At 58.8% G+C, this 22,692-nt stretch carries 24 protein-coding genes; 16 read left to right on the plus strand and 8 right to left on the minus strand.

Annotated features, from left to right (window positions below; translation table 11 throughout):
- Positions 1-14: 14 nt before the first annotated feature.
- The gene (locus UM93_RS14000; RefSeq protein ID WP_045076152.1) at positions 15-512 is read right to left on the minus strand and encodes a MarR family winged helix-turn-helix transcriptional regulator; all 498 of its coding nucleotides are present in this window, start codon (positions 510-512) and stop codon (positions 15-17) included.
- Positions 513-546: 34 nt separating this feature from the next.
- Between UM93_RS14000 and pip the strand changes: the two genes are divergently transcribed.
- Complete coding sequence (pip, locus tag UM93_RS14005; RefSeq protein ID WP_045076153.1) at positions 547-1,509, plus strand: prolyl aminopeptidase; 963 nt, start codon at positions 547-549, stop codon at positions 1,507-1,509.
- A 15-nt stretch (positions 1,510-1,524) separates the two neighbouring features.
- On the opposite strand, the gene UM93_RS14010 is transcribed toward pip, so the two are convergent.
- Entirely contained in the window at positions 1,525-2,184 is a 660-nt protein-coding gene (locus UM93_RS14010) for a pentapeptide repeat-containing protein (protein WP_045076154.1), read from the minus strand.
- Positions 2,185-2,362: 178 nt separating this feature from the next.
- Between UM93_RS14010 and UM93_RS14015 the strand changes: the two genes are divergently transcribed.
- From UM93_RS14015 to UM93_RS14045, 7 genes are all read left to right on the plus strand, one after another.
- Complete coding sequence (locus UM93_RS14015) at positions 2,363-3,283, plus strand: carbohydrate kinase family protein (protein ID WP_045076155.1); 921 nt, start codon at positions 2,363-2,365, stop codon at positions 3,281-3,283.
- 91 nt (positions 3,284-3,374) lie between these two features.
- Positions 3,375-3,908: a YbhB/YbcL family Raf kinase inhibitor-like protein gene (locus UM93_RS14020; protein ID WP_045076156.1), complete on the plus strand. Its 534-nt coding sequence runs from the start codon at positions 3,375-3,377 to the stop codon at positions 3,906-3,908.
- Between the two features lie 141 nt (positions 3,909-4,049).
- Entirely contained in the window at positions 4,050-5,381 is a 1,332-nt protein-coding gene (locus UM93_RS14025) for an MFS transporter (protein WP_045076158.1), read from the plus strand.
- Between the two features lie 145 nt (positions 5,382-5,526).
- On the plus strand, positions 5,527-6,333 hold the full coding sequence (locus tag UM93_RS14030) for an HAD family hydrolase (RefSeq protein ID WP_045076159.1): 807 nt from the start codon (positions 5,527-5,529) through the stop codon (positions 6,331-6,333).
- Between the two features lie 29 nt (positions 6,334-6,362).
- Positions 6,363-7,145: a glycerophosphodiester phosphodiesterase family protein gene (locus UM93_RS14035; RefSeq protein WP_045076161.1), complete on the plus strand. Its 783-nt coding sequence runs from the start codon at positions 6,363-6,365 to the stop codon at positions 7,143-7,145.
- Positions 7,142-7,783: a Pr6Pr family membrane protein gene (locus UM93_RS14040; protein WP_199921758.1), complete on the plus strand. Its 642-nt coding sequence runs from the start codon at positions 7,142-7,144 to the stop codon at positions 7,781-7,783. Before UM93_RS14035 ends, UM93_RS14040 begins: the two co-directional genes overlap by 4 nt.
- Before the next feature lie 117 nt (positions 7,784-7,900).
- A complete protein-coding gene (locus UM93_RS14045) occupies positions 7,901-9,025 on the plus strand; it encodes a glycerate kinase (protein ID WP_045076163.1) in 1,125 nt (374 codons plus the stop codon).
- 117 nt (positions 9,026-9,142) lie between these two features.
- Here the strand turns inward: UM93_RS14045 and UM93_RS14050 are convergent, their stop codons facing one another.
- Positions 9,143-10,432 carry a uracil-xanthine permease family protein gene (locus UM93_RS14050; protein ID WP_045076165.1) on the minus strand — a complete coding sequence of 430 codons (1,290 nt, stop codon included), beginning with the start codon at positions 10,430-10,432 and terminating at the stop codon, positions 9,143-9,145.
- A 142-nt stretch (positions 10,433-10,574) separates the two neighbouring features.
- Between UM93_RS14050 and UM93_RS14055 the strand changes: the two genes are divergently transcribed.
- Positions 10,575-10,931, plus strand: coding sequence for a RidA family protein (locus tag UM93_RS14055; protein ID WP_045076166.1), 357 nt, complete (start codon positions 10,575-10,577; stop codon positions 10,929-10,931).
- A gap of 25 nt (positions 10,932-10,956) precedes the next feature.
- On the opposite strand, the gene UM93_RS14060 is transcribed toward UM93_RS14055, so the two are convergent.
- Positions 10,957-11,643, minus strand: coding sequence for a GntR family transcriptional regulator (locus UM93_RS14060; protein WP_045076168.1), 687 nt, complete (start codon positions 11,641-11,643; stop codon positions 10,957-10,959).
- 120 nt (positions 11,644-11,763) lie between these two features.
- Between UM93_RS14060 and UM93_RS14065 the strand changes: the two genes are divergently transcribed.
- From UM93_RS14065 to UM93_RS14075, 3 genes are read left to right on the plus strand one after another with little or no spacing between them, the layout of a single operon-like run.
- Complete coding sequence (locus UM93_RS14065) at positions 11,764-12,477, plus strand: DUF969 domain-containing protein (RefSeq protein ID WP_045076169.1); 714 nt, start codon at positions 11,764-11,766, stop codon at positions 12,475-12,477.
- A complete protein-coding gene (locus UM93_RS14070) occupies positions 12,474-13,451 on the plus strand; it encodes a DUF979 domain-containing protein (RefSeq protein WP_045076170.1) in 978 nt (325 codons plus the stop codon). The genes UM93_RS14065 and UM93_RS14070 overlap by 4 nt, the downstream gene beginning before the upstream one ends.
- Positions 13,452-13,472: 21 nt before the next feature.
- Positions 13,473-14,456 (plus strand): DUF2891 family protein, encoded by a 984-nt coding sequence (locus UM93_RS14075; RefSeq protein WP_045076171.1) that lies wholly within the window; start codon positions 13,473-13,475, stop codon positions 14,454-14,456.
- 144 nt (positions 14,457-14,600) lie between these two features.
- On the opposite strand, the gene UM93_RS14080 is transcribed toward UM93_RS14075, so the two are convergent.
- Positions 14,601-14,915, minus strand: coding sequence for an ArsR/SmtB family transcription factor (locus tag UM93_RS14080; protein ID WP_045076172.1), 315 nt, complete (start codon positions 14,913-14,915; stop codon positions 14,601-14,603).
- 84 nt (positions 14,916-14,999) lie between these two features.
- Here UM93_RS14080 and UM93_RS14085 point away from each other — a divergent pair, with 84 nt between their 5' ends.
- Positions 15,000-15,926: a cation diffusion facilitator family transporter gene (locus tag UM93_RS14085; RefSeq protein ID WP_045076173.1), complete on the plus strand. Its 927-nt coding sequence runs from the start codon at positions 15,000-15,002 to the stop codon at positions 15,924-15,926.
- Positions 15,927-15,977: 51 nt separating this feature from the next.
- Positions 15,978-17,708 (plus strand): arginine--tRNA ligase, encoded by a 1,731-nt coding sequence (gene argS / locus UM93_RS14090; protein WP_045076174.1) that lies wholly within the window; start codon positions 15,978-15,980, stop codon positions 17,706-17,708.
- 23 nt (positions 17,709-17,731) lie between these two features.
- Here argS and pgm read toward each other — a convergent pair whose 3' ends face one another.
- Positions 17,732-19,366: a phosphoglucomutase (alpha-D-glucose-1,6-bisphosphate-dependent) gene (gene pgm, locus UM93_RS14095; protein WP_045076175.1), complete on the minus strand. Its 1,635-nt coding sequence runs from the start codon at positions 19,364-19,366 to the stop codon at positions 17,732-17,734.
- A gap of 151 nt (positions 19,367-19,517) precedes the next feature.
- Between pgm and UM93_RS14100 the strand changes: the two genes are divergently transcribed.
- Positions 19,518-20,006, plus strand: coding sequence for a DUF4190 domain-containing protein (locus UM93_RS14100; RefSeq protein ID WP_052663809.1), 489 nt, complete (start codon positions 19,518-19,520; stop codon positions 20,004-20,006).
- Between the two features lie 15 nt (positions 20,007-20,021).
- On the opposite strand, the gene UM93_RS14105 is transcribed toward UM93_RS14100, so the two are convergent.
- Both UM93_RS14105 and UM93_RS14110 read right to left on the minus strand, forming a co-directional pair.
- Positions 20,022-21,491 (minus strand): peptide MFS transporter, encoded by a 1,470-nt coding sequence (locus tag UM93_RS14105; protein WP_045076176.1) that lies wholly within the window; start codon positions 21,489-21,491, stop codon positions 20,022-20,024.
- A gap of 54 nt (positions 21,492-21,545) precedes the next feature.
- Positions 21,546-22,289, minus strand: a complete 744-nt coding sequence (locus UM93_RS14110) for a Type 1 glutamine amidotransferase-like domain-containing protein (protein ID WP_045076177.1) — start codon at positions 22,287-22,289, stop codon at positions 21,546-21,548.
- 63 nt (positions 22,290-22,352) lie between these two features.
- Between UM93_RS14110 and UM93_RS14115 the strand changes: the two genes are divergently transcribed.
- Positions 22,353-22,679 carry a rhodanese-like domain-containing protein gene (locus UM93_RS14115; protein ID WP_045076178.1) on the plus strand — a complete coding sequence of 109 codons (327 nt, stop codon included), beginning with the start codon at positions 22,353-22,355 and terminating at the stop codon, positions 22,677-22,679.
- Positions 22,680-22,692 lie beyond the last annotated feature (13 nt).

Below are 22,692 nucleotides of genomic sequence, written 5' to 3' on the forward strand. Positions count from 1 at the left end.
ATCGGCGCTGCGCTTCACCGTGTCGTTGATTCGTCAATCCGTGCCGGGACCTGTGCTCGGGCCGCCGCGAAGCGTTCCCGATAGGGGCGTTCTGTGAGGAGTTGGAGCACTTCATCAAGTGCTGTGCTCAGTGGGAAACTCATCTCGGACTCCAACTGTCTTGCCATGATCGCGGTGCTCCGCCATTCTTCGTCGAGCAAAGGCATCAGTTTCTTAGCGTCGTCGCTGAGCCGGATCAGTCGAGAACGGGCATCGCGACCCTGGCTGCTGAGCACCAGAGCATCTTTGAGCAGTGCAGCGACGGTTTGGCTCATCGCTGAATGAGTCACTCCGACGGCGGTCGCCAGTTCCCCGATGCTCTGCCCATCCTGGGCTTGCAAGGCTTGTAATACCGGGGTGTAGCGCAAACGGAATCCGGGGAGCCCCAGCTCTGCGTACACCTCGGCCAATCCTCCGTCGAGAGCATCCTGAACTTGCTTTAGACGGGTGCCAATCAAATCTACGGATTCCATTCTTAAAATATAACAGTGCTGTTATATTTTAAGAATGATTGAGCGTTTTGCACCGATAGAGCCCTACCGTAGTGGAATGCTCGACGTGGGTGATGGCCAGCTGATGTATTGGGAGGAGAGCGGTAATCCGGAAGGCTTGCCGGTGCTTGTGCTGCATGGTGGTCCTGGTTCGGGTACCACGCCGGGTGGCCGACGGAACTGGGATCCAGCTCGTTATCGGATCATCCAACTTGACCAGCGCAATTGCGGGCGGAGTACGCCCTCGGCAAGCGACCCAACAACTGATCTTGCGCTGAACACCACGCACTATCTGATCGCGGATATTGAATCTTTGCGGCAGTTTTTAAGAGTGGATCGCTGGGTGCTCTGGGGAGGCTCTTGGGGAGTCACTCTGGCGCTGGCCTATGCCCAAAAGCATCCGGAGCGGGTGGTGGCGATGATCCTCATCTCTGTGACGATGACCAGGCGCAGTGACGTGCATTGGCTCTACCACGAGACCGGGCGCTACCTACCGGAGCAGTGGCAGCGCTTTCGCGACGGTGTTCCGGAAGCCGAACGGGAAGGTGATCTGGTTGCTGCGTACAACCGGTTGCTCAATGAATCGGACGATCTCGGTGTGCGGCGTGAGGCGGCGCAGCGCTGGTGCGATTGGGAGGACGCCGCTCTCTCGCTAGAGCCTGGTTGGAAACCTTCAGAACGCTTTCAAGACGAAGATTTCAGACTGCAGTTCGCCCGAATCGTCAGTCATTATTTCCATCACGGTGCTTGGCTTGAAGAAGGCCAACTGCTCCGTGAGATCGACCGACTGCGCGGCATTCCAGCGGTCCTCATCCACGGTCAGCATGATCTGGGCAGCCCGGTCGACGTGCCCTGGCTATTGGCCCAGTCTTGGCCGGAAGCAGAACTGCACATCGTTAAGGAAGCCGGGCACAGCGGGAGCGAGAAGTCCGGCCAGCTCATTCTGCAGGCAGCTGAAAAGTTTAGTCAGTTGAGCTAATCTCCGCTTTCTAGTTCAACCTTCGATTCGAATCCCCAAATTCCGTGCCAGCGAAACCGCCAGGAACATCACCTGTTGCTCGGTCAGGGTGGCACCGGCGAGCGATTCTGGGCTGGTCAATTCAGCGATGTCGGCTGCTCGCAGATCGACGTCTTGAAAGCTCGCATGGGTGATGTCGAGGCGGCCAATTCTGCAGCCGGGAAGGCTCACCCGATGAGTCTTGGCGTTGCCAAGATCCAGCTCGTCGATGGTGCAGTTCTCAAAGATCACATCCAGCAGGTTAGCTCCGCGCATATTGACGTAGCCGAGCTTGCAGTTGCTGAAGATCACTGAATTAAAGCCGGTTTCGTAGACTTCCACCGAACCGAGCCGAGAGTTTTCCAATCGAACATCGGCCCAGCGACCGCGCGGCGCACTGAAGGCGGCCGCGTTGATCCGGGAGAGAGTGCTTTCTTTGAAGGCGGCCGCCTTGAGCTTGGTGCCGTCGAGGTTGATGTCTTCCAGGGCTGATTCCACAAACTGGATGCCACTCAAATCAAGATCCGAAAGATCTTGCCCCACCAGGCTTTTTGCCTCGAAATAACCTTCAGCCTCAAGCTCCTCGGCACGGCAAGGGCTAAGTTCTGGGAGCGATATTTCATTGATTCTGGGTGCCAGGGTCTTTTTTGCAGCCACTGTGAGGTCCCGTCTTTTCTGCTTTTTCGGCGTCGCTGTCTGAACATCCTAGGCGGGTTCTGCCGAGGAAGATATCTGCTACAGCCCGATTAGCTGCCGATTTCTCAGCGAATCCGAAGACAGCCGTTGCGGTGATCATCTGAAAACCCGGTTATCTCGCTCGTTATAGGCTTGCCGTATGCTGACTGTGATCGGTGAGGCTCTGATTGATGAAGTGGTCCGCCCGGGCGCGGAGCCGGTGCCGCACGTCGGCGGCAGCCCAATGAACGTGGCGGTCGGCTTAGCTCGGCTGGGGCATCCGGTGCAATTCCTGGGACGCTACGGAAGCGATCATTACGGGCAGCTGATCTCCACTCATTTGCGAACTAATTCGGTCTTGCTGCCGTGGCCTGCTGACCAGGCACCGAGCAGTGTGGCCCGCGCCGAGCTCGATGAATCGGGTGCTGCCGATTACCAATTCGAGCTGAGCTGGATCTTGCCGCGGATAGAAGCAGGGCTGCTGCAAGGCAGCACCTTGCTGCACACCGGATCGATTGCCGCAATGCTGGAACCTGGTGTCGAAACTGTCAAAAATGCGGTGCTGGCCGCCCGTGGCCATGCCACGATTAGCTACGATCCGAATTACCGACCCAGCATTATTGGCAATGTGGAGTATGCCCGAGAGTGGGCGGAGAAGTTTGTCAGCCTGGCTGATGTGGTGAAGGCTTCGGATGAGGATTTGGCGGCTCTCTACCCCGGAGCCGAGCCGCTCGATTCGGCGCGGAGCTGGTTGAAGCGAGGCCCAGCTGTGGTGGTGGTCACCCGAGGTGTTGACGGGCCGTGGGCGGTGAGCGCGGCCGGCGAGGCCCAGTGTGTTGCGCCGGCCACACGGGTTGCCGATACCGTAGGTGCGGGCGATTCCTTTATGTCGGCGCTGCTTTCGGCGATAGTGGATCGAGAGCTGGACGGTGCGCAGCGGCGTGAGCAGCTCGCTGCGATCAGCGTGCAGCAATTGCATGAGATCCTGCAGTTCGCGGCTGCGGCGGCCGCTATTACGGTGACCCGGCCCGGTGCTAATCCGCCCAGTCGTGAGGAACTCCGCGGCCTCGGCCTGCACTAATCTGAAAAGTAGGTGCCTTGAGCAGCACCTGGCTTGAATTGTGCTCGGCCTCAGCAGAAAAGTACCCCGGAAGAGAAGTCGAAAGGCGAAAATGTCTAGTTACGATCCGTACGATGCCTTACCGCAATTGCCCAGCTTTGAGTTGAGCAGCACCTCCTTCAACGACGGCGAGACCTTGTCCGCGGCTCAAACCTCAGCGGCGATGGGTGTTCCCGGTGGGGCCGATGAGTCACCCGAACTCAGCTGGTCGGGTTTTCCGGCCGAAACGAAGAGCTTCGCGGTCACTGTTTTCGACCCCGACGCCCCGACCGCGAGCGGCTTTTGGCATTGGTCGGTGTTCAACCTTCCGGCCTCGGTGACTTCGCTGCCGGCCGGTGCTGGCAGCCCGGGCTCAGCTGCGCTGCCAGCGGGCGCGGTGACGTTGCGTAACGACGCCGGGATTGTGGGCTATGTGGGTGCCGCGCCGCCAGCTGGCCACGGTCCGCATCGCTATATTGTCGCGGTCCATGCGCTTGATGTGGAGAGCTTGGACATCCCCGCGGAAGGTTCCCCGGCTTATCTGGGCTTCAATATTTTCGCGCACGGCATTGCCCGGGCCAGGCTGACCGGAACCTTCAGCCAGTAAATCTAAAAAACCCGGTGCCGTCCACGTATCGAGTGTGCAGATCTACATCTTAAGACCGATCGAAAAGATGTAGATCTGCACACTCGGCGAGGGTTTGAGCGGCAAGGAGGGGGGGGAGCGCCCCCGAGCTAAGGAGTCGGCATGAGGCTGCGGGAGCATCCGGCCTTCATGCTGCTCTGGACCGCCTCCACCGTGTCGAGTTTTGGCAGTTATGTCACCTCGCTGGCGCTCTCCGTCATTGTGGTAGTCAACCTGGGTGGTAATTCAACCGATGTCGGCTGGGTCAACGCGGCGCGCTGGCTGCCCTACGCCGCGCTCGGCTTGATCGTCGGCGCCTTGGTCGAACACTGGTCCAAGCGTCGGCTTCTAGTGAGCGTGGACCTGCTTCGCGGCCTAGCGCTAGGCCTGATCAGCGTTTTGGGGCTCAGTGGATTACTGAACATTCCCACCGTGATCGCCCTGATGATCCTTTTTGGCGTGCTTTCCTTACTCGGTGATGTGGCACATCAGTCCTACCTGCCGATCCTGGTGCCGCGTGGCTTGCTGGTGAAAGCAAATGCTCGGATTGAGCAGAGCGATGCGGTGGCGCAAACCACCGGGCAGCTACTTGCCGGATTGCTGATCGACCTGATTAAGGCGCCGCTGGCGTTGCTGGTCGATGCTCTTTCCTACATCTTCTCTGCCCTGGTGATTTGGCGGATTAGCAGCAAATCACCGACCTTCAAGGAGCAGACGCCCGCAGCGCAATCGAACGAACCACCCACCGCTGAGGTAGATGACTCGGACACCTTGCGAGTTGTCGGTACTGCCAAGAGTCTGCGCAGCCAGATCCTCGAAGGCCTAGCGGCGGTTTATCAGCAACCCAGACTCCGAGTCCTCGCTCTGAGTACCCACCTGTGGTTTTTGTTCAATGCCATGGTGGGGGTAAGTTTCACCGTCTACCTACTCGACTCGCTCAAACTCGATGCTTGGCAGGTCGGCCTGATCCTCACCTGCGCGGGGGTTGGTGCGGTGCTAGGCACCTCGGTAACAACTCGGCTGGGGCAACGAATCGGGCCCGGTCGGTGCATCATCCTCTCCGGTGTTTTCGACGTCGCCGCCTTCGTGCTGATCGCCGGGCAGGCCAGTCTGTGGCCCACCGCATCGAGCGGATCCAATGTCTGGTGGCAACTGTGGATACCACTGGTGCTGGGCCAGTTGCTCTTCGGCTTCAGCCTGGGACTCAGTGGAGCCCATGAAATGGCCTATCGAGCGGTGGTCACACCGGTCCGATTGCTGACCAGGCTGAGTGCAACAATGCGATCAATCAACCGGTCGATGATCGTTATCGGCGCTCCGCTTGGTGGCTTCTTGGCGGCAACTCTGGGCTATAGCTGGGTTTTCTGGATTGTTGCGGCTGGCTTTGCGCTCTCTCGGGGCTGGCTCTGGCTCAGTGGCTTTGCCGCCGCAAGCTACACCGACCGCCCGGCCTAACCGTGTCCTTCCCCTCGCCGAGTGTGCAGATCTGCAGGTTTTGAGCCGGTTTTTAGATGTAGATCTACACACTCGGCGGCGGGGCGCGAGGGGGAGAATTTGCGGTGCGTGCAGCGAAGCTGCCGGAAGCCGATAACCTGAGAAGATGAAATTGGTGGCCAGCGACATCGACGGCACAATCCTGGCGCATAACGGCAAGATTAGCCCGCGAACCATCGCCGCCTTCCAGGCTTGTGTCGCGGCCGGCGTCGAAGTGGTTTTTGTCACCGGTCGGCCGCCCCGCTGGCTGGCCCCGGTGCGCGAGCAATTGGGGCATCTGGGCACCGTGATCTGTTCCAACGGTGCGCTGGTTTATGACCTTGCCACGGAGCAGGTGGTTTCCAGCCAGTGCATTGCTATCCCTGATGTGTTGGCCGCGCGTGCCGCGATCAAGCAATTAGTCCCCTCGGCGAGTTTTGCTGCTGAAACTCTGGAAGGGCTCTACCTGGAAGAGGATTTTATTGGCGAGAACGCTCCGGAAGCGCTGAAACAGATCGAAGCTCGGCCTTTAGCTGAATCACTTAGGGCGGAGTGCGGCGTAGTTAAGTTCCTCGCTAAGGTGCAAAACAGTACCGCGGATGAGTTTCTGGCCAAGGTGCGTCCGGTGGTTTCGCCCTGGGTCGATGCCACCCATTCGGCTCCCGATGTGGCGCTTTTAGAAATGTCGCTACGTGGCGTGAATAAAGCCGCCACGCTGAGTCAGTTCGCCGCGTCGAAAGGCATTTCAGCAAGTCAGGTGGTTGCCTTTGGCGATATGCCTAACGATATCCAGATGCTCAGTTGGTCCGGTCGAGGCTATGCGATGGCAAGCGGGCATCCGGAAGCAAAGCAAGCGGCTAATTTACTGGCACCAGGCATTGAGGACGACGGTGTGGCGCAGGTTCTAGAACAATTACTGCTGGAAGCTGTCTGAGTATCCACGCTGCTTGATACGCTAGCCGCGTGAGCACTCATTCCGGCACCGGATATCTGGACTCTGACGTTCCGCTGGCCTTTGCGCACCGCGGTTTTTCTCCACACGGAACGGCTGTAGAGAATTCTTTACGCTCCTTCAAGGCCGCTATTGATCAGGGCTTCGACTACCTGGAAACCGATCTACGCACTTCAGCTGACGGGGTCTTACTGGTCTTTCACGATGAGAGCCTTGATCGCGCCACCGATGGCAGTGGCAAAATTTCGGCACACAGCGCTGCGCAGCTTTCTCACTTAAAGATTGGTGGCAGCGAACCGATTCCTCGCTTTGAAGATATGGTGCTCGCTTTTCCGGAGGCTCGGATTAATTTCGATGTGAAGGACGGCGCCTCGGTAGAGCCGCTTATCGAAGTGATCGAAAGACACGCTTTGCATGACCGAATCTGTGTAGCTTCCTTCGCTGACCGGCGACGTCGAGCGGTGTTGCGACGGCTATCTCGGCGGACCACGAGTTCCGGTGGGATGGCCTCTATTGCCGCTTTTGTCTTATTGGCTGCTTGGTTGCCACGGAAGTTGCTGAGCCGGGTGTTGCACGATGTCGACTGCTTGCAATTACCAGTGAATTTCGGGCCTTTTCGGTTGGTGACCGCGAAATCCGTACGGCGAGCCCACCGGCTTGGCTTGAAAATGCATGTCTGGACAATTAACGATAAGGCTCAAATGCATGCTCTTTTTGATCTAGGGGTAGACGGTGTGATGACTGATCGGGCCGATCTATTGGCCGAAGTGATGCGCGAACGAGGCTACTGGTGAGTCCGCAGCACGCAATGACGCCGTTGCTCCGGGTTTTCGGCGTCCTGCGTCTGCTGGTCGCGGCGGCGATCTTGCTTGCGGTGCTCGCGACTTTCGCCGATACCGCCAGCAGATCAGCAATTAACCCGTTCAATTTCTTTGGCTACTTCACCATGCAGAGCAACATCATCATGATGCTGGTTCTTGTGGGTGCCGGTCTGGCTGCGCTGCGTGGCAGTAAAAGCTCGCGGCTCTGGATGCTCATTCGAGCCAGCGCTACTACTTACATGGTGATCGTTGGCTTGGTCTATAACACTTTGCTGATCGGCCTCCCGGGCGGGGTCGAGCTGGCCTGGGCGAACGCTATTTTGCATATCGTGGTGCCGGTTTACGTCTTGCTCGATTGGCTCTGTTGCCCTGATCGGCAGCCATTGGCGTGGCGAGATTTGTGGTTCGTACTGCTCTACCCAGCGCTTTGGTGCACTGTGGTGCTAATCCGCGGTGCTACTGACGGCTGGGTGCCTTACCCCTTCCTGAACCCCGCAACGGGTTATGGTTCGGTGTTCTTCTTCGTCGCCCTGATTGGAGCCGGCACTATCGGCATCGGGGCCTTGGCATGGTGGCGGAGTCGGGTAGGGCTTGGGCGAAAGACTGGCTGAAGATCTTGCTGTCCGTTGCGTGGTTTTCGGGCGCTTCACCACTGCTCAGTAGCGAAGATTACCGCACATAGAAGCTGCGGCATCGGCTTTCCTTGGTCGGAATGGCAGGATGGAGAGATGCGTGTTTTGATAGCCCCGGATAAGTTCAAAGGAACCCTGAGCGCGGCCCAAGCCGCGGCCGCAATAGCCGAGGGCGCGCTGAGGATTTACCCGGAGGCCGTGACGACCGTGCTGCCGATGGCTGATGGCGGCGAGGGCACTGTTGAGGCGGCTGTGGCGGCAGGTTTTGAGGAACGCTTGAACGCCGTGGTTGGACCGATTCTGCGGCCGACCGGCGCGGTCTGGGCGGTCAATGGTGTTAGCGCGGTAATTGAGACGGCGCAAGCAAGCGGTTATCTTCTCGCCGAACCGAGTCCGGAAAATGCGCTGCGGGCTCACAGCTATGGTTGTGGGCAGTTGATTGCCGCTGCGCTCGACGCCGGGGCCAGCGAAATAGTTTTGGGCCTGGGTGGCTCGGCAATGACCGATGGCGGCACCGGGGCGTTGCGTGCCCTGGGCTTGAAACTGCTTGATCAACACGGCGCCTTCGTGCCCTTGGGTGGTGGCTCTTTGGCCGAAGTGGTCGCGATTGACGCCAGTGGCTTAGACCAGCGGTTGGCCACGGTGAAGTTCCGGATTGCCGTAGACGTAGACAACCCGCTCTATGGTCCGCTCGGAGCCGCCCAGGTATTTGCTCCGCAAAAAGGTGCTGACGCGGATGGTGTCGAGCTTTTGGACGCTGGTCTGCGCAATCTAGCCTCGCTGCTGAGGGAGTCTTTCGGGGTGGACGTGGATGTTCCCGGAGCCGGTGCAGCGGGCGGCTTCCCGGCATCCTTCCTCGCATTAGCTGGTTCGGGGCTTGCCGAGGTGACGATCGAATCGGGTGTGGAATTGGTCGCAGAGTTGCTGGGGCTACGGGAGAAGATCGCCGAAGCCGATTTGGTGATTACGGGCGAGGGCAGCGTGGACGAACAGTCGCTAGCCGGAAAGACCCCGATCGGGGTGGCCCGGGCCGCGCAGGCGCTCGGCGTGCCGGTGGTTTTGGTCGCCGGGCAGTTGAGCGTCGGGCTCGACGTTTTGGGTGAATTAGGAGTGGTGGCCGCCGCCTCCGCGGCGGAGAGCGCGCGCAGCGAAGAGCTGGCGATGTCAGAGCCGGAGCGCTACCTCCGCCAAGCCACCGAAAACGCCCTCAACGGCATCTAAGCCACCACCCGGTTTCGCGCTGAGTGTGCAGCTCTACATCTTAAAGACGTCTCAAAACGTGTAGATCTGCACACTCGAGGGCGGAAATGGGCCGATCCGATGGTGGAAGTCGGCAGCTTAGGCTGGCGGCGTTGAACCGGTGCGGAGCCTGAGTAGGCCACGCATACCGTGGTAGATCAAGAGCGCCGCCGCGGTGCCGAGCGCGATACCAGCGAACTGCAGCTCGTTACCGCCCACCGACAGCGTCCAGGTGTAGTCGGCGATGCCAATGATCAGCGCAACGGCGGCCGTGGTCAGGTTTACCGGGTTACCGAAGTCGACCTTGTTCTGCACCCAGATCCGTACCCCGAGCACCCCGATCATGCCGTACAGCATAGTAGCGGCACCGCCCAGCACGCCGGGCGGTACGGTGGCGATCAGGGCACCAAACTTCGGCGAGAAGCTCAGCAGCAGCGCGGCAATTGCGGCCACCCAATAAGCCGCCGTCGAATAGACCTTGGTCGCCGCCATGACACCAATGTTCTCGGCATAAGTAGTAGTGCCGGACCCGCCGCCGAAACCGGCTAGCGTGGTGGCCAGCCCATCGGCCATCAGCGCGCGGCCGGCCAGTGGATCGAGGTCTTCCTTGGTCATCAGGGCCACCGATTTCACGTGGCCGATATTCTCAGCCACCAGCACCAAGACCACCGGGATGAAAAGCCCGGCCACCGCAAGGTTGAAGGTTGGGGTTTGGAATTGTGGCAGGCCAATCCAGGCTTGCTTATCGATTGCCGAAAAGTCGACCTGACCTTGCAGGATGGCTACGAGATAGCCGACCACGACGCCGACCAGAATCGAAAGTCGCCCCAGAATGCCGCGGAAGAGTACCGACACCAGAATGATCACCAGCAAGGTGATCAGCGCGGTGAGCGGTGCCTTATCAAAATTGCTCTTAGCCGAGGGGGCAAGGTTGAGGCCAATTAGGGCCACGATGGTGCCGGTCACCGCCGGTGGCATCAAACGGTTGATCCAACTGGCACCAAAGCGTTGCACTACCAAGCCAATCAGGAATAGCACGACGCCGGCCATCACCACGCCACCCAACGCTCCGGCCACGCCGTACTGAGCCTGGGAGGCCATGATTGGGGCGATAAAGGCGAAGCTGGAACCCAGGTAACTGGGAATCCGACCGGCGGTCAACAGCAGGAACACAATGGTGCCGATGCCGGAGAAAAACAGCGTGGTGGCTGGCGGCATTCCGGTCAGGATCGGCACCAGGAAGGTGGCGCCGAACATCGCCACCACGTGCTGCAAGCCGATGCCAATGGTGCGCGGCCAGCTCAGCCGCTCGTTGGGTGCAACCACTTCACCAGGGGTGATGGTCTTACCGTTGCCGTGAATACTCCAACGAACTCCGACGTTGCTCATCGCCGTTTCCTCCATCTCGGGCTTAGCCGTTGAACCTGCTCTGTGCTCAAGGGGCTCAGCTAAGAGTATCGGCTGCTGCTGCTTCGGGTAGTCTGCGAGATATCAGCATTAAGCCGAGTCTAAAAACCCAAGGAGCTAGAAGATGTCCGGAGCGCTGTTTAGCAACACTCGAACCGGTCCGGCGGGGCTGGTTTTTATTTCCGGACAAGTGCCGGTTGACGACGCCGGGGAGCTGGTAACCGGCGGCATGACCGAGCAGGCCAACGCGGTCTTTGATCGGCTTGCAGACCGGCTAGCAGAGCACGGCGGAACGCTTGAGCAGATAGTGAAAATCACCTATTTTTTGACCGATCTGGCCCAGCTTGAGGAATTTCGGCAGGTGCTGCGAAGCCGCTTAACCGACCCTAAACCGGCGGCCAGCTTAGTCGAAGTCTCTGCCTTGGTGCGTCCGGAATTTTTGCTGGAGATTGAGGCGATCGCGGTGGTTCCCGAGTCTTAGTCGAGGCCAGACCGTAGCGGCTCAGCTAGTCCAAGCCGAGTGCGCCATACAGCTGCTCTCTACTGTCGTCGAGATAGACTCGCATGAGTTCAGCCGCCCGGCCGGGCTGCCCCGCCAACAGCGTCTCAACGATCAGTCGGTTCCGCGAAATATAGGGCTCTAAAAACGCCCGAGCATCGGCCATGCTGTGGAAGGCTAGCCGGACTTCGGCCATGAGTTGCCGGGAGGTTTCGGAGATTCGATTGCTGCCGACACTTTCCATCAGAGCCTGATGGAAAGCGAGATTGTCGGTGGCTACCTCGGTCCAGTCGCCACGAAGAGCCGCACTCTCGGCCCGCTCCACCGCCTGCAACGCCTGCTGCAGCTGAGGATGATCAGCGGGACATTGGGCAACCGCTGATACTTCCAAGAACATTCGGGCCGAATAGACCTCGAGCACATCAACCCGGCCCAGCCGCCGAACAAAGACGCCACGGTGCAGCTCGTGATTGATCAGCCGTTCGTGGGCCAGTAACCGAAACGCTTCACGCAGTGAGTTCCTGGAGACCTGAAGGGACTCGGCGAGCGCCTCTTCAGCCAATTGGGTGCCGGGAGGTAAATCGCCCTCAAAAATGCGCTGCTTGAGTACCGCAGCGATCATCTCTCCGGTGCCACTGCGCCGAATATCAGGGCGTTTACGGGCAAATAGCTCGGTGAAATCAACCTCGGGCATCGCTCCCTCCTTCCACGTTTGCTTCACTGTATCGCAAATTAATTGATTGAAGGATTGTTCAACAACATGTAGTGTGAATCACACTTGCGTCCCTTGGGAGGAAATTGCTGTGGATCAATCATGTTCGTGCTGATCGGTGTCGCGCTCGTCATCGTCGGCTTCGCGCTCCGACTCAATGCTCTCTTGGTGGTGGCCGTCTCCGGCATTGTCACCGCGTTGATCGGTGGGCTCAGCCCGCTGGATATTCTCAACGCGCTGGGCTCCGGTTTCACCAGCGGCAGATCGGTGACCATTTTCGTCATCTTGCTGCCGGTGATCGGTCTAATCGAGCGATTCGGACTTCAGCAACAGGCGAAGCGATTGATCGGTAAGCTCGCTAAGCTCACCGCTGGGCGGATCATCTTCCTCTATCTAGCCATCCGGCAGATCACCATTGCACTGGGACTGCCGATCGGCGGACATCCACAGATGGTGCGGCCGCTGATCTACCCGATGGCCGAGGGTGCGGCTGAGGCGAAATACGGCAACCTCTCCGAGAAAACCAAAGACAAGATCAAGGGTCACGCCGCAGGTGCGGACAATGTTGGAAACTTCTTCGCCGAGGACGTCTTCGTTGCGGTTGGCTCCATCCTGCTGATCACCTCCTTTGTTGACGCGCAATACAAACTGCAATTGGAACCCATCCAGCTCGCGCTCTGGGCCATTCCGACGGCGATTATCGCCTTCCTGGTGCACGGCTTCCGGCTGCTTAGACTGGACGGCCAACTTGATCGCTTGGTGAAGTCCGATGCCGCCATCGGAAGCGTGGCAACCGAAAGCGGGGCGAGCAAATGATTAACTCAGAGCCGGTTTACTGGCTGATTGGCCTGGTCTTCCTGGTCTTTGGCGTGCTGATTTTCGCTGATAAGACCAACCCCAAGCGCTACACCTCCGGAGCCTTCTGGTCGCTCATTGGCGCCAGCTTTATTTATGGCACCTGGGTGGCAGTCAATGCGGTTCCGCCGTGGACGCTGGGCATCGTGGTGCTAGCCATCGTCATCTTAGGTTCCACACCGAAGCTGCTTTTTGCCGGAACTACCCAAACCACAACCACCGAACAGCGTGAAGCCGGCGCGATCAAATACGGTAATAAACTCTTCATTCCGGCGCTGCTGATTCCGTTGGTCACCATTGCCGTCACGATCGCCGCACCCTACCTCACGGTCGCCGGAAAACCGCTGTTGGCCACCGGTAGCGCCACCCTGATTGGCCTCGGCCTGGGAGCGGTGATTGCCGTCGTGGTCGGCCTGATTCTGCTTCGCCCGGTCCGCCCGGTGACCTCGGTGTATGAAGGCAAGCGACTGTTGGAGACCATCGGTTGGGCGGCGATTTTGCCGCAAATGCTTTCGGTTTTGGGCATCCTGTTCACCCAAGCCGGCGTGGGCACAGCGGTAGGCAGCATTATGAAGTCGATTGTGCCGCCGGGAGTATTGATCTTTGCGGTGATCGCTTACTGCGTGGGGATGGCGCTATTCACCATTCTGATGGGCAACGCCTTCGCCGCGTTCCCCATCATGACCGCGGCCATTGGCTGGCCGCTGCTGGTCCAGGGCTTCGACGGCAACCCGGCGGTAATCTTCGCAGTCGGTATGCTGGCTGGGTTCTGTGGCACCCTGTGCACGCCGATGGCGGCAAACTTCAATATCGTCCCGGCCGCGCTATTGGAGATGAAAAATAAGTACGGCGTGATCACCGCGCAACTACCCACCGCTGGCATTATCTTGGTGGCCAATATTGCGATCATGTACTTCTTCGGTTTCCCCAAATAGGCCAGCAAAGAGGAGCGAACAATGAACATTCCAGCCAGCCACGAATTAGCGCCGGTCTACGCAGCAATAGTGCTTGAGAACCTCTCACAGAGTCATCCCTACCACTTGGTACATATGCTGCGTTCGACTGCGGATCTGCGCTCACCAGCGGAGCTCTATCCGGCCTTCCATACCTCCTATGACTGGCATTCCTGTGTGCATATGCACTGGCTCGGGGTTGAACTGCTGCGCTCAGGTCTGGAGTCTGCACCATTGCGGGCGCGTTTGAACGAGAACCTGACCGAGTCAAAGCTCGAGGTCGAAGCGGCGTACCTCCGAGCCAATTCGATTTTTGAGCGGCCCTATGGTTGGGCCTGGGCGGCCCGGCTGGCGGCTTCCAGCGAGGCCTTCGGGCGGCAGGGAGACGCCGATGCGCAGCGCTGGAGTAGCGCGCTAGCGCCGCTGACAGAGGCGGTTTTTGGCAATGCCACGCGGTGGGCCGCAGCGATTAATCACCCGGTGCGGCACGGTGTGCATTCGAACACTGCCTTCGGCCTGAGTCTGCTTTTGACGGCGGCCGAGCAGCTGGGCAGAACTGAGGACGCGTCAATGCTCAAGCAAGCGGCATTACGACTATTTGCCGCCGATCAGAATTGGGCTGGCCGTTGGGAGCTGAGCGGTCAAGACTTCCTTTCCGCGGGGCTAGCCGAGGCGGATTTGCTCTCCCGGGTGCTGCCGGAGACTGAGTTCGCCTCGTGGTTCGCGGCCTTCCTGCCGGAGCCAGCCGACGTCGTTCAACCAGCCGTGGTGACCGATAAGACGGACGCCCAAATGGTACACCTCGACGGCTTGAATCTCTCCCGGGCGGGGGCGCTGTTCAGAATCTCTACTGCCTTGCAAGACGCCGGGCTCCGGGAAAGCGCCGAGACCCTGCTGGCCGCCGGCCTGAGCGCTGTTGAAACCGATGAATTCGTCTCCTCGCACTGGCTAGCCTCATTTGCCTGGGATGCCCTGCTAAGTCGCTGAGGTTCTTCTCGGGTGCTGACGCCCCGTCGAGTGTGCAGCTTTCCACGTTTTGAGCGGGTTTTAAGATGTAGATCTGCACACTCGGCGGCGGGTTAGTGCGATACGGTGTTGCGGCGTCGGGTGCGTGACGCGCTTTGCGGCGGCTTAGGCCTTGAGTGGTTGATGCTCCGGGTTGACGGCCAGTGCCAGGCTAAGCAAGTCTTCCAGGGCGTGGGCGATTTTGCCGTCGGCGAGCTCGTAACGAGTGCGGCGACCTTCGGGGATGGCCAGCACCAAGCCGCAATCACGGAGGCATGCCAAGTGATTCGAGATGCTCTGCCGAGAAACTGCCAGCTGATCGGCCAAATCTGAGGGGTAGGCCGGGTTCTCCACCAGGGTCATTAGAATGTGGGCTCGGGTGGCATCGGAGAGGGCGTAACCGAATCGAGCTAAGACGGCACCTTTGGTGATTTTCTCCATGCTTCAACGATACCCCTGAGAATGAGTACGGTTATCAATTAGTTCAGCATTTTGTGAATACATAATCTGATGTACTATTGAAACATGAGTGGACATAATCATGAGCACGGGCCAGTGGTCGGGGGCGGAGTGCACCGAAAGCGGATTGCGATCGCCCTAGGCATCACCCTGGCGGTTTTTGTTTTCCAGGTGATTGGTTCGATCATCACCGGCTCGCTCGCGCTGCTCTTTGATTCGGCTCACGTGCTCACCGACGCTACTGGTTTGGTGATGGCGCTGATTGCCGCCTGGCTGAGTTCCCGACCGACCTCGGATAAGCGCAGTTGGGGCTTCGCCCGTGCTGAGGTGCTCGCCGCCACCGCTCAGGCCGCATTGCTGCTCGGCGTTGGGCTCTTCGTTTTGGTTGAAGGCATTCAACGGCTGATTACCCCGACTGAGGTCGCTAGCGCTGAGATGGTGGTCTTCGGCGCCCTCGGCTTATTAGGAAATATTGCTGCGCTCTTGGTGCTTTCGGCCGGTCGCGGCGCCAATTTCAATATGCGCGCCGCCTTCCTCGAGGTGCTCAACGACGCGCTTGGTTCAGTAGCCGTAATCGTGGCGGCAGTCATTATTTGGACCACCGGCTTCGTCCAGGCGGATGCTCTGGTGGCAATGTTAATCGGCGTTTTGATCTTGCCGCGTACCATCAAACTGCTCTGGGAGACCATTAATGTGTTGCTAGAAGCGACACCGAAGGGCTTGGACGTCGCAGAACTGCGGCAGCACATTCTCGATGTGCCGCACGTGCTGGATGTGCATGATCTGCATGTCACCCAAATAGCCACCGGGCTGCCGGTACTGACCGCGCACGTGGTTTTGGATTCCTCCTGCTTCGAAGACGGCCATGCGCCGCAGATGCTTGATCAGCTACAAAAATGCGTGGCTGAGCACTTTGAGATCAGCATTGAACATTCCACCTTTCAACTCGAACCCGAAAAGCACACCGAACACGAACACGGCGTGCACGGCTAACGGGTGCTGAACGGCGTGAAAGCAATGACTGACCACCATAGAATTTATTGAATGAAAGCGTCCTTAGCCGAGATTTCCCAGACCTTGAGGGATTCAATTGAATTCCTTGCCGGCCCCCTGCCAACTGATTTCGACGTTGACCTGCGCCGCTCCGAATTCTCGGACTTTCAATCAGGAGTGGCCTTCAGCCTGGCCAAACCGCTGCGTCAGAGCCCCCGTCAGATCGCGGATCAGCTTGCCTCGACGCTGACCGCCAAAGAAGAGTGGTTGACGGCAGAAGCCTCCGGCCCGGGGTTCATCAATCTCAGTGTGAGCAAAGCTTGGCTGGAAGCCGCTGTGCAGGCGGAGCAACACCGAGACCCGTCAGGCAACGCCTATCAGCAGACCGCCGTCGTTGACTATTCCTCGCCCAATGTGGCCAAGGAGATGCATGTCGGACATCTGCGCACCACCATTATTGGTGACGCAATCTCTAAACTTCTTGAAGCGGTAGGAACTACCGTGATCCGGCAGAATCACGTCGGCGATTGGGGGACGCCGTTCGGAATGCTGATCGAGCACCTCATTGACGTCGGTGAAGAGTCGGCGGAGGCAAAGTTATTGGAGACCCAGCCGAACCGCTTCTACCAAGCGGCGCGGGAAAAATTTGATAGCTCTGCCGAATTCGCCGAACGTTCACGGCAGCGGGTGGTGGCACTCCAGGCCGGCGATGAGCCTACATTGCTGCAATGGCGGATGCTGACCGAATTATCCCGACATTATTTTGAGCGCATTTACCAACAGCTGGAAGTCTCGCTGAGCGCCGAGCACCTGGCCGGGGAAAGTATCTATAACGATATGTTGGCCGGGCTCACCCAGGAACTATTGGATGCCGGGATCGCGGTGATCAGCAGAGGGGCGGTCTGCGTCTTCCTCGACGGTTATCTAGGTCGGGAGGGCGAGCCGCTGCCACTGATCGTGCGCAAGAGCGACGGCGGCTATGGCTATGCTGCCACGGACTTGGCCGCGGTCCGCTACCGCACCGAAGTGCTGAAAGCGGATCATTTGATCTACGTAGTTGGTGCCGCGCAAGAACTTCACCTCCAGATGATTGAAGAAACCGCACGAAAGGCCGGTTGGCTGACCGAGCAGGTCCAGTTCTCTCACGTCAAGGTCGGCAGCGTACTGGGCTCGGATGGCAAGATTCTGCGGACCAGGAGCGGTGATTCCCAAAAACTGGCTGACTTAGTTGAAGAAGCACTCACTCGGGCGAATCGTGCCGTCGAGCAGAGCCGCCCCGAATTGCCGGCCGAAGTTCAACACAAGATTGGCCAGCAAGTCGGTATCGGCGCAATTAAATATGCCGATCTATCTATCGGACACGCTTCTGATTACACCTTCGATCTGGAAAGAATGCTGGCCTTCACCGGCAATACAGCCCCCTACATCCAATACTCAGCGGCGCGGATTCAAGCAATGTTGCGGAAGGCTGCCGAGGCCGGCAGCTCTTTCCAAGAGACCGGTTTAGACCTGACTGAACCTCAGGAAAGATCGCTGGCTATTGCCTTGCTGAACTATTCGCACATTGTGGAGCAGTCGGCACAGACGCTACAGCCACATCGTTTAGCGAACTGCCTCTTTGAGCTAGCTCAGGCGTTCTCAAGTTTCTACGACCACTGCCCGGTCTTCACCGCAGCATCTGAGCATTCACGAGATGCCCGGTTGAAGTTGTGTCAGCTGACTCTTGGTGTCTTGAGTTCCGGTTTAGGGCTGCTCGGGATCCGCACGCCAGAGCAGATGTAGCGTGGCAGATGTAGCGTGGCGGCCTAAGAAATAACCCCGTCCACCAGTGCTTTGGCGGCCTTCTGAACTTCCGACAAGTGCTCGGCACCTTTGAAGGATTCGGCGTAGATCTTGTAGACGTCTTCGGTGCCGGACGGCCTGGCGGCGAACCAAGCATTTTCGGTAGTAACCTTTAGGCCGCCGATCGCAGCTCCGTTTCCGGGCGCTTCGGTGAGCTTTGCGGTGATCGGTTCACCGGCCAGCTCGGTGGCTGAGACGTCGTCAGCTGAGAGTTTCGCCAAGGCGGCTTTTTGCTCCCGGCTGGCGGCGGCATCGATTCGGGCGTAGGCGGGTGCGCCGAACCTTTCAGTCAGCTTGGTGTAATGCTGGGAAGGCGTTGAATCGGTGACAGCGGTGATTTCCGAGGCGAGCAGAGCTAGCAGGATGCCGTCCTTATCGGTGGTCCACACCTTGCCATTTCTCCGCACGAAGGAAGCCCCCGCTGATTCTTCGCCACCGAAGACGCCTTCACCGGAAAGTAGTCCCGGCACAAACCATTTAAAGCCAACCGGCACTTCAACCAACTGGCGACCCAAATCGACAGCAACGCGGTCGATGATGGAGGAAGAGACTAAGGTTTTCCCTACCCCGGCTTGGCTGGGCCAAGCCGAACGGTGGGTGTAAAGATATTGAATCGCCACCGCGAGGTAGTGATTCGGATTCATCAATCCGGCATCCGGGGTGACGATGCCGTGTCGGTCGGAGTCGGCGTCGTTACCGGTGGCGATGTCGTACTTACTGGCCTGGGCGATCAGCGATGCCATTGCCCAGGGTGAAGAGCAATCCATCCGGATCTTTTCGTCCCAGTCCAGGGTCATAAAGGCCCACTGCGGATCAATTGTCGGGTTCACTACGGTCAAATCGAGGTTGTGCCGTTCGCCGATCTCCCCCCAGTAGTCGACTGAGGCCCCGCCCATCGGGTCGGCGCCAATCCGCAGCCCGGCCGCCCGAATCGCGTCGAGGTCGAGGACTTCGGGCAGTGAGTCAACGTAGCTGGAGAGAAAATCAAAGCTGCCCGCGCGGCTTAGGGCTTCGGTGAGCGCTACTCGTCGCACCCCGGCCAACTCCGTTTCAAGCAACTCATTAGCTCGATGAGCAATCCAGCCGGTGGCATCACTATCGGCTGGTCCGCCATGCGGCGGGTTGTATTTAAAACCACCATCGCCTGGCGGGTTATGTGAAGGAGTGACGACGATGCCGTCAGCTTGATCAGAGTGACTCTCAGGCCCATGGTTGTAGGTCAAGATGGCGTGGCTGAGCGCCGGAGTCGGCGTGAAGCCATGCCGAGCATCGACAAGGACATTGACGTTATTCGCGGCCAATACTTCCAAAGCGGTGTTCTGCGCTGGTTCGGAGAGCGCGTGAGTATCTTTCGCCAGAAAGAGCGGCCCAGTGATGCCTTGCTGCCGTCGATACTCCACTATTGCCTGAGTGGTGGCGGCAATATGGTTCTCATTGAAAGATGTCTTGAGGCTACTGCCGCGATGCCCGGACGTGCCGAAAACCACTCGCTGATCCGGATTGTCTGGATCAGGTTTGAGGTCGTAATACGCGTCTAAGAGCGCGGTAAGGTCGACTAGATCGCTGGGGAGGGCAACTGTGCCCGCTCGGCTGGCCATAAAGCAAGCATGCCAGAGTAAAGCCATTCGGGATATTGCGGCTCTGTATGACGCCAGCAATATCCCAGAAAATTAGCTAAAAACCAGGAGCGAACTGTCAGAAATCACATAGCATTGAGATGCATTCGCTCCCTGACACTCGAGGCCTCCCATGTCGAACCAGCCAGACCAGCCCTTCCAGCCGCCGGCGCAGCCCTTCCAGCCGCCTCCACCGGGTTACCCGGGCGGCTACGGCCAGCAGCCGCCGCCCGGGTATCCCGGTGCTCCGCAGCAATCACAAGGTGCTTTCCAGGGCCAGAATCAGCAGCAGGTGCCAGCGCAGCCGGTTTACTACAGCAACCCGAGCTATGTCATACAGCCGATGGTCTACGCGGATGCTGGCCCCAAAGGCCTGAGCATCGCCGGCATGATCCTTGGCATAGCCAGCATTGTGGGCTTCGCGGCGCTCATCGTGCCACCTATTGTCGGGGTGATTCTTTCTCATATCGGCTGGTCTAAGGAGCAGCCCCAGGGCAGAGGTTTTGCGCTGACCGGGCTGATACTGAACTACCTGGCAATTTTGATTTGGGTGGTTTTTGTGGTCGGTGGACCGTTGCTGGTCGCTCTCGTCTTCGGTCTTGCGTCGATCGGTCAGAACTGACGACTCCCGGGTTTTCTAGTGAACCCCAGCCATCAGCTTGCGGATCGGCTTGGTAGCTGCCGCCAAGGCCAGGCCGAGCACAATGGCGGCGCCTCCGATGGCGGTGAAATACGGTAGCTCGTTATCGGCTTTGTAGAATCCGGCCAATACTCCGGAGAGCGTGGTGCCCAAGGAGATCGATAAGAAGAAAAGTGCGACCATCTGAGTATGGAAGGCCTGCGGAGCAAGTTTAGTGGCGAGCGAGAGGCCCACCGGCGAAATCAAAAGCTCAGCCATGGTGAAGAGGAACAGAATTCCGACTAGGGCCAGTAGCGGCACTGCGCTGAAACCTGAGAGCGGAATGAAGCACAGGAAGGCTAGACCCATGATCACCAGTGCCAGACTGAACTTGATCGGAGTGCTGGGCTGACGTGACCCCAGCTTGGTCCAGAGCACGGCGAAGACACCGGCGAAGACGATGATGAAAATCGGGTTGATCGACTGTACCCAGGCTGCTGGGAATTCCCAGCCGAAGAGATTCCGGTCGAGTCGGGTGTCAGCGTAGCGCGGTAAGAAAGTGAACTGCTGCTGGTAGAGCGACCAGAACGCGGCGCTGGCGATGAAAAGCGGGATAAAAGCGAAGACCCGGCTGCGTTCCTCGCTACTGACGCGTTTATTGGCCAGAATGACAGTGAAATAGGCAATGGCAGCAATAACCACGACGCCGACCACCACCCATTTGAGGTTATCGGCCCTGATCCAGCCCAATAGCACAGCAATCACGATCACAACCAGGGCGACGGCGGCGATGCTTATCGCGCGCCCAAGCTGCTGGCGAGGCAAGGGATTCGGTACCAGATGGGCCTGCTCGGGCAGTGATTTGCGAGTCAGCCCGTATTGCACCAGGCCTAGCGCCATACCAATTGCCGCTGCGCCGAAGCCCCAATGGAATCCTGCTGTGGTTTGCAGCCACCCGGTGATCAGCGGTCCGATAAAGCCGCCGGCGTTAACTCCCATGTAGAAGATCGAGAACCCGGCGTCGCGCCGCTCGTCCTGCTGGCTGTAGAGGGTGCCGACGATTGAGGTGGCATTCGCTTTCAGGCCGCCAGAACCGATGGCCACCAGGATTAGACCAACCGTCAAACCAATGGCACCGGGGAGCAGCGCGAGGGCGATATGCCCCAGCATGATCAGCATGGCGCTGTAGAACAAGACGCGTTCCGAACCGAGCAAACGGTCAGCTAGCCAAGCCCCGAGAATTGTAGAGAGATAGACGCCGCCGCCGTAAGCGCCGACCAGGCCGACCGCCATATCCTGGTCGAGCCCCAGACCGCCATCGGTCACCGAGTAGTACATGTAGAACGCCAAAATTGCCTGCATCCCGTAGAACGAGAAGCGCTCCCACAGCTCGATGCTGAACAGGTTGAAAAGTGGCAGTGGGTGGCCTAAAAAGGTCTTTCCCCCGGGGGCTTTGCTGGACAGCACGTCATGGCTGGGTCTACTCATTTAGCCCATTCTGGCATTGTAATTACGCCATGTCACACCGAGCCGTGCCGCGATTCAGCCGAGATAGCGCGGTTCGATCCGCTCTTCGGTGACTTCGTTGCCATTGCGGCGAACCAAGTATGCGCCCTTTCCTGGCTGTTCGCTCACCGCTTCGATCAGCGTCGTTCCGCGGTAAAGCAGCCCTACGCCGTCATCGGTGCAGTGGGTTTCGCCGAGCACGCCACGGTCAACCAGGTCATGAATCACCGGTCGCCGACGGGCCTCACTGTCATAATGCACACCATTTCCATAGGGCAGGAAGCCCAGGGCGTTATCGACGCCGCTCAACTCGGGTCCAAAAGAATCGGTGCTGCCGCCGTTGAACCAGCAAATCGAGCCAGCTGAGACGCCGGTGAGCACCACGCCAGCTTGCCAGACCCTCCGCAAAATCTGGTCAAGGCCATGCGCCCGCCAGACGGCAAGCAGGTTGACCACCGAACCACCGCCGACCCAGATCACATCCTGTTCGAGCAGGTGGGCCTCAATATCCTCGACACTGGGCATGGTGAAAAGATTCAGATGGCTGAGCCGGAACCCGGCGATGCGCGCGGCTTCATTGAGCTCACCCGCCCACCAGCGCTGATCGCCGGAAGCGGTGCCAATGTGACAGACTCTCGGCCCGGCGGAGTTTCCTGTGGTTCCTGTGGTTCCGGAAAGTTCGACAGCGTGATGCACCAATGAATTGAATTCCACCCGGCTACGGTGGCCCGGGCGGATTCCGCCAGAGGTAGCCAGAATTGTCGGTTCTTGTGTCGGCATGACTCCACTATAGGCTGGGCGCAGCGGCAGAAATTCCCGAAAGATCGAGAGTTAGATTCTGAGATGAATGAATTTGAAAGCGTACCCGTCGAGCAATTGACCGCAGACAGCACTATTGTTGACGTTCGAGAGCAATACGAGTGGGATGAGGGCCATATCGCCGGGGCCATTCATCTGCCGCTCGGTGATTTGCCGCTGCGTTTCGAGGAACTTGATCCCGATGAGGATCTTTACGTCATCTGCCGCACTGGAGGAAGATCCTTCCGGGCCGTGCAGTGGCTGATTGGCCAGGGCTATTCCGCCTTTAATGTGGCGGGCGGGATGGGTGCCTGGCAGGACGCGGAGAAACCCATGGTCTCCGAAAATGGTGAAGTTCCACAGGTCCGCTGAATCATAAAAAGAT

Source organism: Psychromicrobium lacuslunae (assembly GCF_000950575.1).
GTDB lineage: Bacteria > Actinomycetota > Actinomycetes > Actinomycetales > Micrococcaceae > Renibacterium > Renibacterium lacuslunae.

Bases quoted from the DNA above. Each gene is read 5' to 3' on its own strand.
- UM93_RS14000 (WP_045076152.1), bottom strand. From the start codon at position 512: ATGGAATCCGTAGATTTGATTGGCACCCGTCTAAAGCAAGTTCAGGAT.
- pip (WP_045076153.1), top strand. From the start codon at position 547: ATGATTGAGCGTTTTGCACCGATAGAGCCCTACCGTAGTGGAATGCTC.
- UM93_RS14015 (WP_045076155.1), top strand. From the start codon at position 2,363: ATGCTGACTGTGATCGGTGAGGCTCTGATTGATGAAGTGGTCCGCCCG.
- UM93_RS14020 (WP_045076156.1), top strand. From the start codon at position 3,375: ATGTCTAGTTACGATCCGTACGATGCCTTACCGCAATTGCCCAGCTTT.
- UM93_RS14025 (WP_045076158.1), top strand. From the start codon at position 4,050: ATGAGGCTGCGGGAGCATCCGGCCTTCATGCTGCTCTGGACCGCCTCC.
- UM93_RS14030 (WP_045076159.1), top strand. From the start codon at position 5,527: ATGAAATTGGTGGCCAGCGACATCGACGGCACAATCCTGGCGCATAAC.
- UM93_RS14045 (WP_045076163.1), top strand. From the start codon at position 7,901: ATGCGTGTTTTGATAGCCCCGGATAAGTTCAAAGGAACCCTGAGCGCG.
- UM93_RS14050 (WP_045076165.1), bottom strand. From the start codon at position 10,432: ATGAGCAACGTCGGAGTTCGTTGGAGTATTCACGGCAACGGTAAGACC.
- UM93_RS14055 (WP_045076166.1), top strand. From the start codon at position 10,575: ATGTCCGGAGCGCTGTTTAGCAACACTCGAACCGGTCCGGCGGGGCTG.
- UM93_RS14060 (WP_045076168.1), bottom strand. From the start codon at position 11,643: ATGCCCGAGGTTGATTTCACCGAGCTATTTGCCCGTAAACGCCCTGAT.
- UM93_RS14065 (WP_045076169.1), top strand. From the start codon at position 11,764: ATGTTCGTGCTGATCGGTGTCGCGCTCGTCATCGTCGGCTTCGCGCTC.
- UM93_RS14070 (WP_045076170.1), top strand. From the start codon at position 12,474: ATGATTAACTCAGAGCCGGTTTACTGGCTGATTGGCCTGGTCTTCCTG.
- UM93_RS14075 (WP_045076171.1), top strand. From the start codon at position 13,473: ATGAACATTCCAGCCAGCCACGAATTAGCGCCGGTCTACGCAGCAATA.
- UM93_RS14080 (WP_045076172.1), bottom strand. From the start codon at position 14,915: ATGGAGAAAATCACCAAAGGTGCCGTCTTAGCTCGATTCGGTTACGCC.
- UM93_RS14085 (WP_045076173.1), top strand. From the start codon at position 15,000: ATGAGTGGACATAATCATGAGCACGGGCCAGTGGTCGGGGGCGGAGTG.
- argS (WP_045076174.1), top strand. From the start codon at position 15,978: ATGAAAGCGTCCTTAGCCGAGATTTCCCAGACCTTGAGGGATTCAATT.
- pgm (WP_045076175.1), bottom strand. From the start codon at position 19,366: ATGGCCAGCCGAGCGGGCACAGTTGCCCTCCCCAGCGATCTAGTCGAC.
- UM93_RS14100 (WP_052663809.1), top strand. From the start codon at position 19,518: ATGTCGAACCAGCCAGACCAGCCCTTCCAGCCGCCGGCGCAGCCCTTC.
- UM93_RS14105 (WP_045076176.1), bottom strand. From the start codon at position 21,491: ATGAGTAGACCCAGCCATGACGTGCTGTCCAGCAAAGCCCCCGGGGGA.
- UM93_RS14110 (WP_045076177.1), bottom strand. From the start codon at position 22,289: ATGCCGACACAAGAACCGACAATTCTGGCTACCTCTGGCGGAATCCGC.
- UM93_RS14115 (WP_045076178.1), top strand. From the start codon at position 22,353: ATGAATGAATTTGAAAGCGTACCCGTCGAGCAATTGACCGCAGACAGC.